This window comes from Vibrio injensis (assembly GCF_001895205.1).
GTDB classification, from domain to species: Bacteria; Pseudomonadota; Gammaproteobacteria; order Enterobacterales; family Vibrionaceae; genus Vibrio; species Vibrio injensis.
In genome coordinates this window covers 1-17,274 of the sequence record NZ_BDJF01000010.1, presented here as the reverse complement: position 1 = coordinate 17,274, position 17,274 = coordinate 1, and the positions used below count along the sequence as shown (strand labels likewise).

Sequence of the window (17,274 nt, the reverse complement as noted above, 5' to 3'; positions counted from 1 at the left end):
TTAACAATTTGACTCCGGTATAGTGCATTTCAAGCTCGAACGAGCGATTATCTGCGCTCGAAATGCAACAATTCACAGAGAGTTGATTGAAAATGAACACACTTTTTGCCCATCGTGGCATGTCATCGTTAGCCCCTGAAAATACCTTAGCTGCTTTTCGTCTTTGCCATACACATAAGGTGCAGTGGCTAGAATGTGATGTTGATATCCTTGGTGATGATACGATAGTGATCTCTCACGATGACACATTAGATCGTTGTACCAATCGCAGTGGTAGCTTGTATGGATTGAGTCAACAGGATTTAGCGAATATTGATGCTGGTGGCTGGTTCTCTGATACGTTTGTTGGTGAGCCGATTCCGACTTTTCGCCAATTTATTGAACTGCTTAATGAGCTAAAACTCGACGCTAATATTGAGATAAAATCCTGTACGGCAGGGTGGGAGAAAACGCTCAAGTTAATTGATGGCGTGATTGAGGGACTAAAGCAGCTTGATAGCGACAGAAAAGTGATTATTTCAAGTTTTAATCATATTGCTCTCTATGAATTTAAACGGCGTGCGCCACACTATCCGACCGCTTGTTTATTTACTAAAGAGACACTGTCGGAAGATTGGGAATCAATTTTACAAGCATGCCAAGCTGAATATATTCACCCAGAAAATGAAGGATTGTCTCGTGAACAGGTTGCCGCTTTTAAAGCCAAAGGCTACAAAGTGAACGTTTATACCGTCAATAACCTACTAAGAGCCAACCAATTATTTAACTGGGGCGTAGATGGTGTCTTTACCGATATTGCTCAGACATTCCCTCGTTCATTCCACTCTGCTACCAATTAGCTGCGTTAAATCGGTAGCTTGAGTGAAGCAACTTATTGCCAGATAAATAAAAAATCCCGTATTGATGCGGGATTTTTTTATAGAAACCATCAACGTTTATTGAGATTAATAACCAAGTTTTACTAGCGTTGCGGTAACGTTTTTCGCTGGACGTCCAGTTAATGCTTCGACGGCGAGATTAGGACGGTTAGTGAAAAAGCCGGTCACTCCTCGATCGCGATAGCGGATAAGATCTTCAGCATCATCTAAGGTGTAAATATGAGTCACTAACCCTTTTTGCTGATTCATCTCTATCATCCAAGGTTTAGCGAGATCCATATAACTAAAATTACTTGACCATGAGTCAGCAAAGTTGGCTTGAGTCCCTGATGGGCCAACGCCAATCGCGCCATTGTCTTTAGCAAAATCTATCCATTCTTCATAAGCCGATTTTGATGCGACTTGCACTCGTGCGTAGTAAGCCGCCCAGCTTTCATCATCTTGTTTCGGCTCTGTGGGCTTCATATCGATATAACCGTCGCCAGTCCATAGCAGAAGGACTTTAGGGATATTAGGCATTTCCGCTTGCAGTTGAACTAAGCTCTCTTTTTCAAAGGTTTGTAAAATAACCTTACCTTTCATTTCCTTATCTAACCAGCCGTGTTGTTGCAAGTTCGCTCTGAGATCCGCTTCGATACCAGGAAACAGTTCAGGTAATTTGGTTTCGATATAAAGGCCTGGTTGGTGTGAGCAATTCTCAGCAACCTCTCTGACTTGATCTAAGGTCATTAATTGCAAGCCACGATAACTTTCTCTTGCGCGTTCTGGATAGGCGTTATTGAACCAAGATCCCGCATCTAATTTCTCTAATTCAGCCCAAGTAAAACTGCTTACTGGACTATCGGCTCGTTCTGGGTAGATTTCCGCAATATTGGTTTTATTGCGTAAATTATTATCATGTACGGCAATTAAAACGCCGTCTTTACTGCGCTGTAGATCGACTTCAAGATAGTCTGCCCCAAATTCACAGGCTAATTGATAAGCCGGTAAGGTCGCTTCTGGTGCGTTATAAGAATCGCCGCGATGAGCAATAATCGCGTTATCTGGAATAGAAAGCTGTGCTGACAGTGTCGACGATGTGCTTGAGCAGCCTGATAATGAGAGTACGCCAATAACGCCTAATGCGCTGTAGAGAAATGGTGCTGTCAGGCTCATTAATGTGCTACGAGCGGTATGGTGCTGTGAAGAAAGATTCAACGTAATACTCCTTTTAGTTGAATGAGGCTAAATAATATAGGTTTGGTGTATATTTTGGTTTGTTTTTTAACATAAATAGAGCAAATATTCAAAAATGTCGCAAGTCAGTAAGCGCAAGCTAAGTCATCTGCTTTTTGACTATGAACAGGACTTTTAGCTTTACGTCTTTTCGCGCTATGATTGAAGTGTGTTGTTTATCCTAGTTTGGTGATGATGAGTCAGAGTCCCCGTAATTTTAGTCGCCGTGATCTTTTTCGTGGTTTAGTTGCCAGAGGTAAGGCTGCTTATCATGAGGTGGATGACCAACTGAAACGCACTGTACCTCGTCCGCCGGGGGCATTAGCAGAAGCACAGTTTAGGCCGTTGTGTGATGGTTGCGGTTTGTGTGTTGAAGCGTGCCCAAGCTCCGTTATCCAGTTAACCGGCCAGTGGCCTGAGTTGTGTCTAGATTACAATCATTGCCAATTATGTTCTCAGTGCGCGCAAGTCTGTCCGACGGGCGCGCTGCTGCCTGCCATGAAAACCGAGCTCTTACCGACCTTTGCTTATCAATGTCATAATCGTTTATTGGGTTATTGTGAATTGTGTAGTGAGCAGTGCCCCACTCAAGCGATTCATTGCGAGCCTAATCAACAACCCGTAGTGAATGAGGACTTATGTAATGGGTGTGGTGAATGCCGTCCGATTTGTCCTGCTAATGCGATTGATTGGCAATTTCGCAAATCCACATAAAACTAATGATAATTATTATTGTTAATATTTAATGCTAAATGTTTAAAAATGTAACGCCTAATTACATTTTCATTGATAGTGATCATAGGGTGAAGCATACAAGGTTTGGATAATAGACCGATACATTGGAGGGTCTATGTCCACATCAATAATCAAAAAACTATTTACGCGCCGTGAGTTTATCCAAAGCTCTGCGGTTGCTTCTGGCGCAGCGATTGCCGCCAGCTCAATCAGCTTGCCATTCAATGCTCTGGCCACACCAGCGCCATCATCCCCACTCACTCCAGAACAGATCCGTTATAGTGCTTGTTTAGTGAATTGTGGCAGTCGTTGTCCATTTAAAGTTCATGTGCGCGACGGTGTGGCAGTTAAGATCTCTCCAGAAGATGGGGTCAATGAAGCCATTTTTGGTCAGCATCAAATCCGCCCTTGTTTACGGGGGCGCTCAGCTCGTTTTCGTACCTATAACCCTGACCGTCTAAAGTACCCAATGAAGCGGGTCGGTGAGCGTGGTGAAGGTAAATTTAAGCGCATCAGTTGGGATGAGGCCACGACCATTGTGGCTGAGCAATTGCAACGAGTGATCAATACTTATGGTAATGAAGCCATTTACTATCAATATGGTAGTGGAACGACAGGGGCGAATTTACAAGGCCGTAATACGTGTAAGCGCCTGCTTAATTTAGCTGGTGGCTTCTTAGACATGCACAATACCTATTCAGAAGCTCAACTTAACCGGATTCAGCCGTTTGTCTTTGGGCAAGCGGGAAATATCTACGGGACTGAGCAACAAACGCTTTTTGCTGAGATCAAAAATTCCGACTTAGTGGTGATGTTTGGCCAAAACTTGGCAGAGACACGCATGTCCGGTGGTGGACAAATTGCGGAAATTTATCATGCTCTCGAACAAAGCGGCGCGAAGGTTATTTTGATTGATCCTCGCCGCACCGACAGCGTGACGGCATTTAATGCCGAATGGTTACCGATTCGTCCTGGAACCGATGCAGCGTTAGTTGCGGCAATTGGCCATACCTTAATTAAAGAAAATCTGCTTGATGAGGCCATGCTTAATCAATATACGGTCGGTTGGAGTGAAGAAACCTTACCTGCCAGTGCGCCAGCGAACTCATCATACAAAGCGTATATTCTCGGTCTTGGGGAAGACAAGATTGAAAAAACGCCAGAATGGGCGGAAGCATTGACCGAAATTCCCGCGCAACGTATTCGTCAGTTGGCTCGTGAAATTGCTAGCGCTAAAGCGGCGTGGATTTCTCAAGGTTGGGGAGTGCAACGCACACAAAATGGTGAGCATGCTGCGCGTGCGATCATGATGCTGCCCATTATGACTGGGCATTTTGGTCGTCCTGGAACCAACATTGGTACTTGGGGAGGCAGTGTCAATTATCCACTAGCGGGGCTGGCGATACCAAACCCAGTCAAAGTGTCGATTCCATGTTTTAGCTGGGTCGATGCGATTACTCGCGGCACCGAGATGACAGCAAACAAAGATTACATCAAAGGTCGAGATCGTTTAACGACCAATGTGAAGTTTCTATGGAATTACGCGTCTAATATCACCGCTAATCAGCATTCGGATCTTAACCAAGTCGATAAAGTGCTGCGTGATGAGTCTTTGTGTGAATTTATTCTGGTATGGGATAACCACATGACAGCCAGCGCTAAATATGCCGACTTATTACTGCCCGATGTTTCAACCTTAGAATCCGATGAGTTAATTAATAACTCTTATCAATCAGGCTCTTATCATTATTTGGTTCGCTTACAAAAAGCGATTGAGCCGATGTGGGAAAATCGGCCGACTTACGATGTCTTGGCAGAAATCGCCGATAAGATGGGGTTGAAAGAAGCGTTTACCGAAGGTCGCACCTATCAAGAGTGGATTGAACACGCTTATAACCAAGTGCGCAAACAAGAACCGCATTTGCCTCCATTTGAACAAACCGATGGTATGGGCGTCATTGATCGTCGGATTGCCGATAGCAGTAAACATATTGCGCTGAAAGATTTTCGTGATGATCCACAGCAACATCCGCTGAAAACGCCATCAGGAAAAATTGAGATTTATTCAGAGCAGTTAGCAGAATTGGCGACTCAATGGCAATTACTGCCCGGAGATAAAATTTCGGCGATCCCAGAATACTGGCCAGCCGTCGAAGGTATCGAAGATAAACCGATGCTGAATAAATATCCGTTGCAATTGACAGGGTTTCATACCAAAGGCCATTGCCACTCAACGTATTCGTCCGTTGCTCAATTGAAAGAGGTCGCGCCGGATGTTTTGTGGATCAACCCCATCGATGCACAAGCGAGAGGTATTCACAATGATGACTTTGTCGAAGTCTTTAATGACAGAGGAAGAGTGCGAATTAAAGCGAAGGTATCACCACGCATTATGCCCGGTGTAACGGCTATGCCAGAGGGTGCATGGGCGCAGACTAATAAACAAGGTGTTGATGTCGGTGGCTGTATTAACCGCCTCACCTCGCTACGGCCAACGGCGTTAGCTAAAGGTAACCCACAACACACCAATTTAGTCGACGTTAAGCGCATCTGAGGAGATTTTTAAATGAAACAATATGGCTTTTTTGTCGACTCATCCAAATGTACTGGCTGCAAAACGTGCCAAATCAGTTGTAAAGATGAGAAGGCGCAAGAGGTAGGCCCAAAATATCGCCGAGTATATGAGTATGGTGGTGGTGAGTGGCAGAAAGTAGGCAATGCTTGGCAGCAAAATACCTTCAACTACTATTTATCCATCTCCTGTAATCACTGTGCTGAACCAACGTGTGTGAAAGGTTGCCCGACAGGAGCAATGCATAAGCGGAAGCAAGATGGTTTGGTGGTGGTTGATCAAGATAAATGTATTGGCTGTCGCTATTGTGAAATGCGTTGTCCTTATGGCGCGCCGCAGTTTGATGAACAAAAGAAAGTGATGTCGAAGTGCGATGGTTGCTATGAGCGAGTGGCTCAAGGTTTAAAACCCGTGTGTGTCGAGTCTTGCCCACAGCGCGCGCTTGATTTTGATGAGATAGCGACATTACGCGCCAAATATGGCGATACCAATGCGGTCGCGCCCTTACCGGATCCGCAACTGACCAAACCCAGTTTAGTCATCAAAGCGCACGCGGATGCCCGTATGACTGGTGATAAAACCGGTGCTGTTCAAAACCCTTCAGAGGTGTAAACGATGCATGAATTACCTTTAGTCTTTTTTACGGTGTTAGGCCAAACCGCGGTTGGTATGATGTTATTGGCTTTTCTTGCTGGTCTTGTTGGACAAATTACCAATGCTCAGCGTCATAAAATCAATCTGGTTGCCGTAATTTTGTTTGCTGTAGGCATGGCAATTGGTGGCTTACATATGGGACAACCTCAGCGTGCGTTTAACTTGCTGTTTGGTTTATTCCGTTCACCGATGAGTAATGAAATTGTTTTAAGTGGTCTCTATTTCGGTTGTGCTTTTTTAACAGTAGCACTCAGTGCACCTCGCCTACGCGATATACTGAAAACCAAGTTTAACGTTACCGTTACCGATACATTGCACCAATGGTTAAATGGAATTGCGGTATTATTAGGCCTTGCGTTTGCTTGGTCGATTACGCAGGTTTATCAATTGGCCACCGTCCCGGCTTGGAATAGCCATTATACGTCGCTACATTTGTGGCTAACCGTTGCTATCTCTGGTGGGATGTGTGCTTTAGCACTCGGTGCTAAACGACTCGGTGCGTTAGCGGTCATCGTTGGGGCGGCGATTTCGTTTGCGACTCGTACCGGTTATATGGCGTTTTTAACTGAGCAAGTACCGCATTTAGTCAATGCACAAACGATGTTTTGGTACACCTATTTGTTCGCGATGACTATCGCGCTGGTGCTTGCTTTGTGGGTCTTACTGAAAAAACAAGCCGTTAAACCTTTGCTTTTTAGCGGTGCGGCACTGATGATCCTTGGTGAGCTGGCTTCACGTATTACCTTCTATAACTTATGGTGGATAACCATGTAGTGGCAGTTGGGAGGATACTTTGAGCGTATTCTTCTCCTAAACAGCATGTACCGTTCAGCCTGTGAGAGCAGCGACCTTAAGCTAATACGCTGGGAGTTGGCTCACGGGCTGAGCACTTTTTACAACAGAAAGGAAAGCCAATGTTAGCCATTGTTCCTCGAATCCTTGGTAGTTTATTTTACTATCCACCGCAGAGTGAGCCTGCGCAGTATGCGTTACACGATCTGCCTCAATTAGCCCATTATTTCTCTTGGAGCGATCCTAAGGCGATCGAAACCCTGTGTCATCGTCTACCGGAACCACAACCTGAGCGCTTTAGTGTACTATTTGAAGGGCTAGGGGATATGCCCGCTCCGCCTTGGGGATCGGTATACTTAGATCCTGAGCATATCGTGATGGGCGAAAGTACCTTGGCTTATCGTCAATTTCTTCAGCGTCATGGTTTAGCGGTGCAACTCGCCCGTCAGGAACCAGAAGATCAATTTGGATTAATGTTATTAGCCCTTGCTCATTTCCTCGAACAAGGTCAGGAATCTGCGGTTATTGAGTTATTAACGGATCATCTTTTTCCTTGGGCGACACTCTATTTACAACGCTTAAAATCCACCTGTGATGAAGATGATTTTTATTATTCTTTAGCCCTATTAGCCGAATGTTTTTTAGCTGAATTGTTGAATGATAATACTGAATAATCGTACACGTTTTTCTGAATAAATGGTCATTAATTGCATAAGTTTAATTATTTTAATTTGATGTGTTAATTTGGTTTAACTTTATGTTTTAGAATGGTTTTTATTATTGTTAATACTTGTTTTTATCATGATGTTTTTTATTGAATTGGCAGTGTCATTCGCAGTGAAAGGCAAAATGTTATATGATGAGGAGGTTTTTTTTCAATAAGAACTAATAAAGCAGGAGGCTTTATGATAGATAAGTTAGAGAAATCTAACTCGACAGTACTTATTCCGGTTTTTATTCCGGCGGTAATTGTCATAGCACTAATGGTAGTAGGAACCATATCAAATCCTAGTCTCGCGGGTAACGTTTTTTCGACGACGCTAGCCTATATAACCGAAACCTTTGGTTGGTTCTATATGTTAGCGGTGGCCCTATTTTTAATTTTTATTGTCTCGTTAGCTTTTACGCGCTGGGGAAATATAAAACTTGGTCCCGATCATGCGGAGCCTGAATATAGCTTTCCAGCTTGGTTCGCGATGCTCTTCTCCGCAGGATACGGTATTGCTTTACTTTTCTTTGGTGTCGCCGAGCCAGTATTGCATTATGCCTCACCACCGACAGGCAGCGGTGAAACCATTGAAGCGGCTAAACAAGCCATGCAAATTGCCTATTTCCATTGGGGATTTCATATTTGGGCTATTTATGGTTTGGTCGGCTTGTGTTTAGCCTATTTTGCTTTCCGACATGGTTTGCCTTTATCAATGCGATCAACCTTATATCCTTTGATTGGTGAACGTATTCATGGTCCGATTGGTCATATTGTCGATATCTTCGCTATTCTTGGTACCTTATTTGGTATTGCTACGACATTAGGTTTATCGGTTGCCCAAATTAATGCTGGAGTCAATTATTTATGGCCAAGTGTCGAAGTGGGAGTACCTTTCCAAATTGGTGCGATTGCGGTGATTACTTGCTTAGCTTTATTTTCAGTGCTCGCAGGTATGGATAAAGGTGTTAAGCGTTTATCGATTATTAATATGCTGTTAGCAATCAGTTTGATGCTATTTGTATTTGTCGTTGGACCGACCATCTTTATCTTAGAGACCTTTTTAGAAAATACGGGAAGTTATTTAAGTAATATTGTTGAACGAACATTTAGTTTGCAAGCTTATGAATCGAGTGACTGGATTGGTAACTGGACCCTATTTATTTTTGGCTGGACGATAGCTTGGGCTCCATTTGTCGGCTTATTTATTGCCAAAATAAGTCGCGGTCGAACGATTCGACAATTTGTGGTTGGAGTCATGTTGGTTCCGTCTATCTTTACCTTTCTTTGGTTCTCTATTTTTGGCGATACCGCACTGCATTTAATTATGGTTGAAGGCTATAGCTCGCTGATTACCTATGTTCAGGCCGATCATGCTGTCGCGCTTTTTCAGTTATTTGAGCTGTTGCCTCTTTCTTCCGTAGTGTCTTTTATTACGGTATTACTGATCATCACTTTCTTTGTCACCTCTTCAGATTCCGGTTCATTGGTGATTGATTCACTTGCATCGGGCGGCGCAATGCATACACCAGTCTGGCAGCGTACATTTTGGGTAGTGACGCAAGGACTGGTTGCCTCGGTATTACTACTGGCAGGAGGGCTCAGCGCTTTGCAAACGGCATCAATCGTGAGTGCCTTACCATTTGCAATTATCATGTTAATCGGTGGCATTGGCATGTGGCGAGCGTTAGTGATTGAAGGGCATCATGAGACCAGTTTACAGCACGATATGAAGTTACCTGTGCATCTACAAGGTAAAACCAATTGGAAAAAGCGATTGTCGCATCTTATTGATTTCCCATCTAAAACCAGTGTGGAGAAATTTATTGAGCAGACTGGCCTTACCGCAATGAATACGGTTAAGCAGGAGCTTGAAAATAAAGGTTGGCAAGCAAAAGTGACCTTTGATGATCTCAATACTCGCTGCATCATTGATGTTGAGAAAGCGGGTGAAGTAGAGTTTATTTATGAGATTCGTCTGCGTGCTTATGAGATGCCCGAGTTTGCTTCCGAGCAAGAAAAACAAATCGATGATGATTACTATTATCGAGCGGAAGTCTTTCTGCGCCGAGGCGGTCAAGCTTATGATGTCTACGGTTATGAAGAGCGCGACATCATCAATGATATTTTGGATCAATTTGAGAAATATCTGCACTTTCTACATATTTCACCGGGGAGTTTGCCTTGGCGAATGGAAGAGCATGATGATGATTTACAAAGCGAAGATCCTAGCACAGTGACATCACCCAGCTCATGAGAGTGTCGGTTGGTCATGCTAGCAAAGAGCTACTATAGATTAAAAATATAATAATCAGGCACGCCACTTTATAAGCGTGCCTGTTTTTTTAATCCATTTTATATCGCGTTAAATAGCGATGAGCAGCGTCAACCCCCATATAACGAGCGAGCGTTCGTACCGGAACTTGGCGCAAATCGACGACAATCAATCCGTCTAATGAGTCATTAAAATCAGGATCAACGTTAAAGCAAACTAAGCGACCATTTAAGCCTAAATATTGGCGCAGCAACACGGGAATCCCTTTCCCATCATCAATGCGTGCTATCACTCGTGATAAAAGTTGCAGGTCAGCTAAAGCCGATAGTAGGCTAGCATTCCATAGTTGATGGGTACTTGATAGCGGGTGGCTGGCACTGACTAAATTGGCCTGTTGTTGATCGTAGTAGTGCAGCGTCATGGTGTCGGCTAATAGTTGACGCGCAAGTTCACTGTAATCGCTACTAATGCTGACTGGGCCAAAAAGGTGTGTGTATTCAGGGTGGCGATCAATATAGGTTGCAATGCCTTTCCAGAGCAGCAGTAATGGCGCGACGCTTTTTTGATAAGCACTATCGATCACTGAACGCCCCATCTCAATCGATTTCCCCATACTATCGATAAAGCGCTGATCGTAGTGAAATAAAGTACTGGTGTACAAACCATGGATACCATGTCGCTCAACCAATTTATCAACCAATCCGAGACGATAAGCACCAACCAACACATTTTTTTCTCGATCCCAGATAAAAAGATGCTGATAATTACGATCAAAGTGATCAATATCTAAAGCTAGCCCTGTTCCTTCGCCAACTTGGCGAAAATTCAACTCTCTGACTCGACCAATTTCATGCAAAACTGCCGGAATTTGCTCAGCATTGGCACAATAGACGGCAAAGTTTTGATGATCCAATAAATGACATTCTTGAGGTAGGGCAGCAATATCTTGTTGTAAAATATCGTCGCTTAGCCTTTCAACGACAGGCGGTAGACTTCGATCTTGCTGTGTTTTATCGCGAGTTATCCAGCGCTGGCTTTGTAGTAAATAGGTATTTAAACGTAAATAATTGACCAATTGTTGGTCATCTAAGGCGGCGATTTCTGAGCAAGCAATGGTTTCTCCTATCGCTATTTCGATACAACTTTGCTGCTTGTTGAGTAGTTCTCTGCCCAGCAATAGTGTGCGAAGTAATGGATGTATTTTCCCAGCCATATAAAATCGTTTTGAATTTTGACCATCAATATAGACCGGTAAAACGGTGGCTTGATGTTTTTTTACCAACCGGCTGACGGATTGGCTCCACTCTTTATCCTCAACTCGCTGCAGTTTATTGCCCACCCACTGTGAGACTTCGCCTGCAGGAAACATCAATAAAACGCCGCCATTGGCAAGGTGCTTATGCGCCTGACGTAATGCCGAGAGATTCGCGTGGCTTGCATTCTCGCCAGTAAATACATCAACCCCAATAAACAGTTCATCGAGTTCTGGTACGGTTTTTAAATAGTGATTAGCGAGAATTTTTACATCATCACGAACCGATAGCAGTAGTTCAGCAAGGATAATACCTTCAACACATCCGAGAGGATGATTCGCCACGACAATCGTCGCTCCTAGGTTTGGTACTTGTGATGCACAGCCTTTAGTGACGCGATAATCAATCCCTAATATCTCTAAGGTAAAGCGTAAAAATTCCGCACTGGAGCATTGTGCTGGGCGTTGATGGTAAAATTTATCGAGTTTGCTTAATCCCGTTGCCCATTCTGCAAGGTTTTCAGCCAGTCCAAAAGGGGTTTTTCGGGGTAATTTAAAAGGGCTGGTAGATAGCATAACGTCCTCACAAACAGTGATCTTGACGTTATGCTAAGTAGGATTTGTGTCAACGTGGCGGCATTGTGATGAAGTTTTTATGGCGAAAGACTAAGCGGTTAAAGCCAATCTTAAAGCAAACATCACAAACAGTGAGCCAATAAAAGTATTGGATAGCGTCGCTAGTTTTTTATGTTGTTTAACTTTATTCGTGATGCCAAAACCAGCAAAAATCAGTAGCGAGAGATAAAGCATGCTACACAACTGTAAAATTGCGCCCAAAACTAAAAACGATAAGCCGGTACTTTGCGCATTAAAATCAATGAATTGAATAAAAAATGAGACATAAAAAATAATCATCTTAGGATTGAGGATACTCAGTCCTAACGCTTTAAAATAGATCCCTCTACTGCCTTGAACTGATTTTACCTCAGGCTGAGACTCTTTAACTCTTAAGCTCTGAGTGATGGTTTTTATACCGAGATAAAGTAGGTAGGCCGCACCCAAATATTGAATGGCATGAAACAGGGCCGGTGAGTTTTTGACCACGGTAGCCACGCCCAAAAAGGCTAAAAAAATCAGCAGTGCATCACCAGTAAAGACGCCCATTGCGGCTTTATATCCGCCACGCACACCATGCTTTGCGCTGGCCGTTAGCACGAAGATAGAGTTTGGCCCTGGAACAATAACAATTAAAAAAACGCCGACTAAATAGGCCCAAAGGTTAACGATGCCAATGCTTTCCAACATATGATTCTTACCTAATAATATCAATCAAAGTACACTGGTATACCCAAACGACTTGAAGTTGTAGCGGTGTTTGCGCGTTCGTTCATCCCAAGCACATCGTGTATCGATGTTCATGGCGTTTTATGCACTTGCCGTTTTCTCTTCACTCTAAGAGGCTTTGGTATATAACTATTTAATAAAAATAGATTTTATCTTTCAAAAGACCCTAAGCAGTGGATAAGCACCCTTGGATGCAGATTATTTCTAGGTCATTTTTCGTGTATCATAACTCTATTTTTAAAATTTGGAATATGTGACCATTTGATTTGTTATTAATGGTGTTTTTATCTGGTGATTTGTTTTTTAATTGAAATTTAAATCTAATTTTTGTTTTTATTTTGAACTTTAATTTTAGTAATTATCCTGTATTTGGTGGTCGTTTGTTTTGTGAAGAATTCTTCGTTTTAAATGCTAATTAACCTTCGATTCTCAGTTTTTTATCCTGATGGAATTGATTGTTGTGAATGAGTGTGATGATGATAAGTCAGCTTTTTTTGTCGTAGTCCAACGTTAAAGCAACCATGTAACAGCAATCTATTTCTCTCTTTCTTCTATTTATTTAGTTTATCTAGTGCTGGATATTAGCTTTTCTTATGTTTCATTAATATCATGAATTAAACTTATTTTATTTCACCGTATATTCTTCACGTTTGTAGGTAGTAGATAAGGTTAGAAAATGTCAGCAATTAGCGAGTTAGAGGTATTACTAAAGTCGATGTCACCACAGATCATCGAGGGCAATTACGTATTTTGTACCGTGAAGGGGCCGTTATCTGAGTATTGGCACCTAGATCCAATCGCAACGTTTCGAGAGCAAGAGGGCTTAATGTAGTGGTATGGTGAATTTGGTCACTAAGTGACCAAATTCACCATACCACTACAATATGCTGGCGTTTAGGGGCCGGAAAGAGCTTGGTGATGTCTGCTAAGTAGTTTACTTCAATGTCACCTGACGCTACAGCAAGACGCATAACCTCGTTGATTATACGGCAGAGTCTTTTAACTGTTTCTAGAGTTCCTTGTGCTTTTACTGGCTCAAGAATACTGAGTACCGTTCTGGGTTTGATGTCTTGGATGGGGACATTCCCAAGTTTAGGTAGGATATATTTCTCAAGAGCACGATAAGCTTTATCTGCTGTTTCTGGTTTTACGCTCTCTCTCTTGAGTGCCAACCATCTATCAGAAAATTTACCAAAGGTATTTTCAAGCTCTGCTCTTTCTTTTAAAAGCTGTTCATCTTTATGGTGTTTTGGATCGATATTGAGAGCTAAAAGAGTTTTTGCTTCAGAACGTCTTTTCCTTGCCTCGGCAAGAGAGACATCAGGAAAACTACCAAAGCTTATGTTGTTTCTTTTTTTGGTTATTGGATGAGTGTATTTCAGAATCCATAACTTTGTGCCATTCGTTTTAACACGCAATTGAAGGCCATCACCATCAGAGAGAGTGTATTCTTTGTCGGATTCTTTAGCTTGTTTAACTTGGGTGTTAGTTAAAGGGACTACTCTTTTTGCCATGATGTACCACCAAAATAGTCGATATTTAGCCGTTGGTACATTCGATGGTACATCAAAACGCGGATGTTACAAGATGAGCATAGACTGCTATAGACAAAGACTGCTTGCTAAGTATTGATTTTACTGGGGTGGATAGACGTTGGTAGACATATGTAGAAGAGAAAGTGGTGGCCCCTCGCAGACTTGAACTGCGGACCAATCGATTATGAGTCCTACCAGGTTCATTTTTATGAGTATGCAATGCTTGGTAATTTCTATTAAATTCAAATGTTTATCTGTTTGTCTTTGTTGCGTTAGTTTGCATTGATTTTCATGTCACTTTTCTCTTGTCTGACCCATTACCTGACCTAGCTTTGCTTAGGCAGGAAATCTGTCAATATTATTTTTGGCTGCTTTTAGGTTATGTCTATTGACCTAGAAAGTTAACTTCGCCAAAAAAGACAAGAGAAAATCAGAATGTTAACTGTTACTAAAATTCAATCCGCGACCAGTAGTAAAAATTCCTATTATCTCTGGGATCAATCAGGTCAACGCGGTACAGGGCGTTTGGGAGTAAAAATTTTCACTAGTGGGAAAAAGCAGTTCGTGTTTCGCTACTACCAGCACCAGAAAGAAAAATTTATCTCAATCGGTTTATTCAGTGCACGTGCTGGCAGCATGACTCTTACAGAAGCTCGCGAGAAAGCCCAAGTTTTCTCACAACTGTTGCTCGGCGGAAAAGATCCTAAATTGCACCTTGAACAACAAGAGAGCGAGCAGAAAAAAATTGATGCTGAGAGTAAAAGCTTAGGAACCATTGATGAGCTATTTCATAGCTACACGGAGCGCATGAAAATAGATGGAAAGAGAACGTATGAAGACGTGCGAAATGCGCTGGTACGAGAGTTCTATCCATATATAGACAAAAACACCAAAGCGTGTGATGTAACGACAGATGATATTAAATACGTTATTAGTATGATGATCCAGCGTGGAGCTATCACCCAAAGCAACCGAGTACGTAGCTATGTGATGGCGGCGTTTAACCATGGGATGTGCTTTGATAACGATCCTCGCTATTTCTCTTTAGAGTCGAAATTTGGCATAAAATACAATCCAGTAGCACCAATTCCAAAGCAAAAAGATGGAGAGCGCATTGGTGAAAGGTTCTTAGAATGGCGAGAGTTACGGCGTCTACTAAAAGATCTTCGTGAAAACTATGATCTTGTACCCATCGGACAAGATTTGAGGCACTTACTTCAACTGTGCATCTATCTAGGGGGGCAACGACCATATGAGGTGATTACACTTGAATGGTGGAATGTTGATTGGGAAGAAAGGTTTGTCTGCATCACTAAAGAACGTTCCAAAAACAAAAAAGATCATATCGTACCGTTGAACGGATTGGCTTTTGAAATACTTCAGAAACAATATGAGCTTTCTGGTGGTGGACGATATGTTTTTCCAAATCCCAAAGATGCAGAAGAACCCATGAAAACTAGCTCAATTTGTCGTGCAGTGACTCGTTATCGCGATGCCGTAGGATTCGATAAGTTTGTGCCTAAAGATCTTCGCCGAACGTGTAAAACTTTGATGGGGGCATGCCGAATCAGCAAGGAAGTTCGAGATCGTATTCAAAATCACGCGTTACAAGATGTGAGTACACGTCACTATGATCGCTATGACTATTTTGACGATAAGTTAGTTGGGCTTGAAGCCTGGAGCAGTAAATTGAAAGAGTTGATTGGGTATGTTCCACCAGCGTTGTCAGTTGTACCCTCCGCTGAAACGTTACCTTTTCCAGACATTAAAAGTCCCCAGTCGCTAAGAGCTAATCTTAAATAAAGATTGTTTTTGAAAGCCCCTCTGGGGCTTTCTGTCTATTAGTTGCTTCAATTAAAGCCGCTTGATGATGTAGGTTCGTTCTGCACTACTATGACGTCTAACTTTTAGTGTCTAACTTTTAGTTGCACATAATTATATGATATTTAGTGTGTTTTTTACTTTTGTGTGTCTTTTGAAGAGTACATTGATGTTTTGACGTATTACTATCGAAATTCTCCATCTTTATTTTTAAGATAATGATTTATATATGTTTTATTGTTAGGTTTGAATTTTCGATTGGTCAGCAGGGAATCTGTTGAGCAGTACTTCAAATTTGTGTGTAGCAGCTATCTTAATTGGGTCTACAAGTGAGCTGCACCATAAAAATGCTAGTGCAGGAGTGATCAGAACTAGATATGTGAGATGTTAGATACAATAGAAGAACAACGATATCAAAGCGCTATGAATTGTATTTAAATGTCTGATAATAATGAAAATTTCAAGGTGTTATTCTCATGTAACCTTTGACCGATCATAAACATCGTTGGGTAAGAATCAAAAATTCATCTCAGAGGTCAAGAAAAACAACGATAGAGCTTCTTTCATTTTTTGCGGGCAGTGTTCATGGAAAACAACGATATAAAAACCAATCTTTTTCATTATAAGGTTATGAAATTAAACAGGTTAAGTCAGTCTAGCTTCGAGATAACCTTTGACCGATCATAAACACCGTTGGGTAAGATTCAATAATGCATCTTAGAGATTAAGCAAAACAACGATAGAACTTATTTCACTTTTTTCGGCCAGTGTTCATGGAAAACAACGATATAAAAACCAACCTTTTTCACTCTAAGATTATGAAATTAAACAGGTTACGTCAGTCTGGCTTCGAGATAACTTTTGACCGATCATAAACATCGTTGGGTAAGATTCAATAATGCATATTAGAGGTCAAGCAAAACAACGATAGAGCTTCTTTCACTTTTTGCAGTCAGTGATCATGGAAAACAACGATATAAAAACCAATATTTTTCACTATAACGTTATGAAATTAAACAGGTTACGTCAGTCTGACTTCGAGATAACCTTTGACCGATCATAAACATCGTTGGGGAAGATTCAACAATGCATATTAGAGGTCAAGCAAAACAACGATAGAGCTTCTTTCACTTTTTGCGGCCAGTGTTCATGGAAAACAACGATATAAAAACCAATTCTATTTTCTCTAAGTTTATGAAATTAAAAAGATTAAATCAGTCTGGCTTCGAGATAACCTTTGACCGATCATAAACATCGTTGGGTAAGATTCAATAATGCATATTAGAGGTCAAGCAAAACAACGATATAAAAACCAATATTTTTCACTATAAGGTTATGAAATTAAACAGGTTACGTCAGTCTGACTTCGAGATAACCTTTGACCGATCATAAACATCGTTGGGGAAGATTCAACAATGCATCTTAGAGATCAAGCAAAACAACGATAGAGCTTCTTTCACTTTTTGCAGTCAGTGATCATGGAAAACAACGATAC

11 protein-coding genes and 2 pseudogenes are annotated in these 17,274 nt (G+C 41.9%); 9 read left to right on the top strand and 4 right to left on the bottom strand.

The features are described 5' to 3' along the window. Positions 1-92: 92 nt before the first annotated feature. Positions 93-839: a glycerophosphoryl diester phosphodiesterase gene (locus BSR11_RS02820; protein ID WP_072668983.1), complete on the top strand. Its 747-nt coding sequence runs from the start codon at positions 93-95 to the stop codon at positions 837-839. Between the two features lie 105 nt (positions 840-944). Here BSR11_RS02820 and BSR11_RS02815 read toward each other — a convergent pair whose 3' ends face one another. Further along, entirely contained in the window at positions 945-2,075 is a 1,131-nt protein-coding gene (locus tag BSR11_RS02815; protein WP_083544819.1) for a glycerophosphodiester phosphodiesterase, read from the bottom strand. A gap of 213 nt (positions 2,076-2,288) precedes the next feature. Here BSR11_RS02815 and BSR11_RS02810 point away from each other — a divergent pair, with 213 nt between their 5' ends. The 6 genes from BSR11_RS02810 to BSR11_RS02785 all read left to right on the top strand — a co-directional run bounded on the left by BSR11_RS02810 (position 2,289) and on the right by BSR11_RS02785 (position 9,809). Further along, a complete protein-coding gene (locus BSR11_RS02810) occupies positions 2,289-2,807 on the top strand; it encodes a 4Fe-4S binding protein (RefSeq protein ID WP_072668982.1) in 519 nt (172 codons plus the stop codon). A gap of 136 nt (positions 2,808-2,943) precedes the next feature. Beyond that, positions 2,944-5,382 carry a DMSO/selenate family reductase complex A subunit gene (locus BSR11_RS02805; protein ID WP_072668981.1) on the top strand — a complete coding sequence of 813 codons (2,439 nt, stop codon included), beginning with the start codon at positions 2,944-2,946 and terminating at the stop codon, positions 5,380-5,382. 12 nt (positions 5,383-5,394) lie between these two features. After that, positions 5,395-6,012, top strand: coding sequence for a DMSO/selenate family reductase complex B subunit (locus BSR11_RS02800; RefSeq protein WP_040904699.1), 618 nt, complete (start codon positions 5,395-5,397; stop codon positions 6,010-6,012). Positions 6,013-6,015: 3 nt separating this feature from the next. After that, positions 6,016-6,828: a dimethyl sulfoxide reductase anchor subunit family protein gene (locus tag BSR11_RS02795; protein ID WP_072668980.1), complete on the top strand. Its 813-nt coding sequence runs from the start codon at positions 6,016-6,018 to the stop codon at positions 6,826-6,828. A gap of 140 nt (positions 6,829-6,968) precedes the next feature. Beyond that, positions 6,969-7,520, top strand: a complete 552-nt coding sequence (locus tag BSR11_RS02790; RefSeq protein WP_072668979.1) for a molecular chaperone TorD family protein — start codon at positions 6,969-6,971, stop codon at positions 7,518-7,520. A 231-nt stretch (positions 7,521-7,751) separates the two neighbouring features. Further along, entirely contained in the window at positions 7,752-9,809 is a 2,058-nt protein-coding gene (locus tag BSR11_RS02785; RefSeq protein ID WP_083544817.1) for a BCCT family transporter, read from the top strand. An 88-nt stretch (positions 9,810-9,897) separates the two neighbouring features. Here the strand turns inward: BSR11_RS02785 and BSR11_RS02780 are convergent, their stop codons facing one another. Both BSR11_RS02780 and leuE read right to left on the bottom strand, forming a co-directional pair. Further along, positions 9,898-11,655, bottom strand: coding sequence for a bifunctional lysophospholipid acyltransferase family protein/GNAT family N-acetyltransferase (locus BSR11_RS02780; protein ID WP_072668978.1), 1,758 nt, complete (start codon positions 11,653-11,655; stop codon positions 9,898-9,900). Between the two features lie 90 nt (positions 11,656-11,745). Beyond that, the gene (leuE, locus tag BSR11_RS02775) at positions 11,746-12,384 is read right to left on the bottom strand and encodes a leucine efflux protein LeuE (RefSeq protein WP_072668977.1); all 639 of its coding nucleotides are present in this window, start codon (positions 12,382-12,384) and stop codon (positions 11,746-11,748) included. A gap of 715 nt (positions 12,385-13,099) precedes the next feature. Here leuE and BSR11_RS02770 point away from each other — a divergent pair. After that, positions 13,100-13,249 (top strand): annotated as a pseudogene (locus BSR11_RS02770) (ACT domain-containing protein); the annotation flags it as partial. 46 nt (positions 13,250-13,295) lie between these two features. Here BSR11_RS02770 and BSR11_RS02765 read toward each other — a convergent pair. After that, a pseudogene (locus BSR11_RS02765) lies at positions 13,296-13,937 on the bottom strand (integrase arm-type DNA-binding domain-containing protein); the annotation flags it as partial. A 456-nt stretch (positions 13,938-14,393) separates the two neighbouring features. On the opposite strand from BSR11_RS02765, the gene BSR11_RS02760 reads away from it, so the two are divergent. Beyond that, entirely contained in the window at positions 14,394-15,761 is a 1,368-nt protein-coding gene (locus BSR11_RS02760) for a tyrosine-type recombinase/integrase (protein WP_072668976.1), read from the top strand. The last annotated feature ends 1,513 nt before the right edge of the window (positions 15,762-17,274 follow it).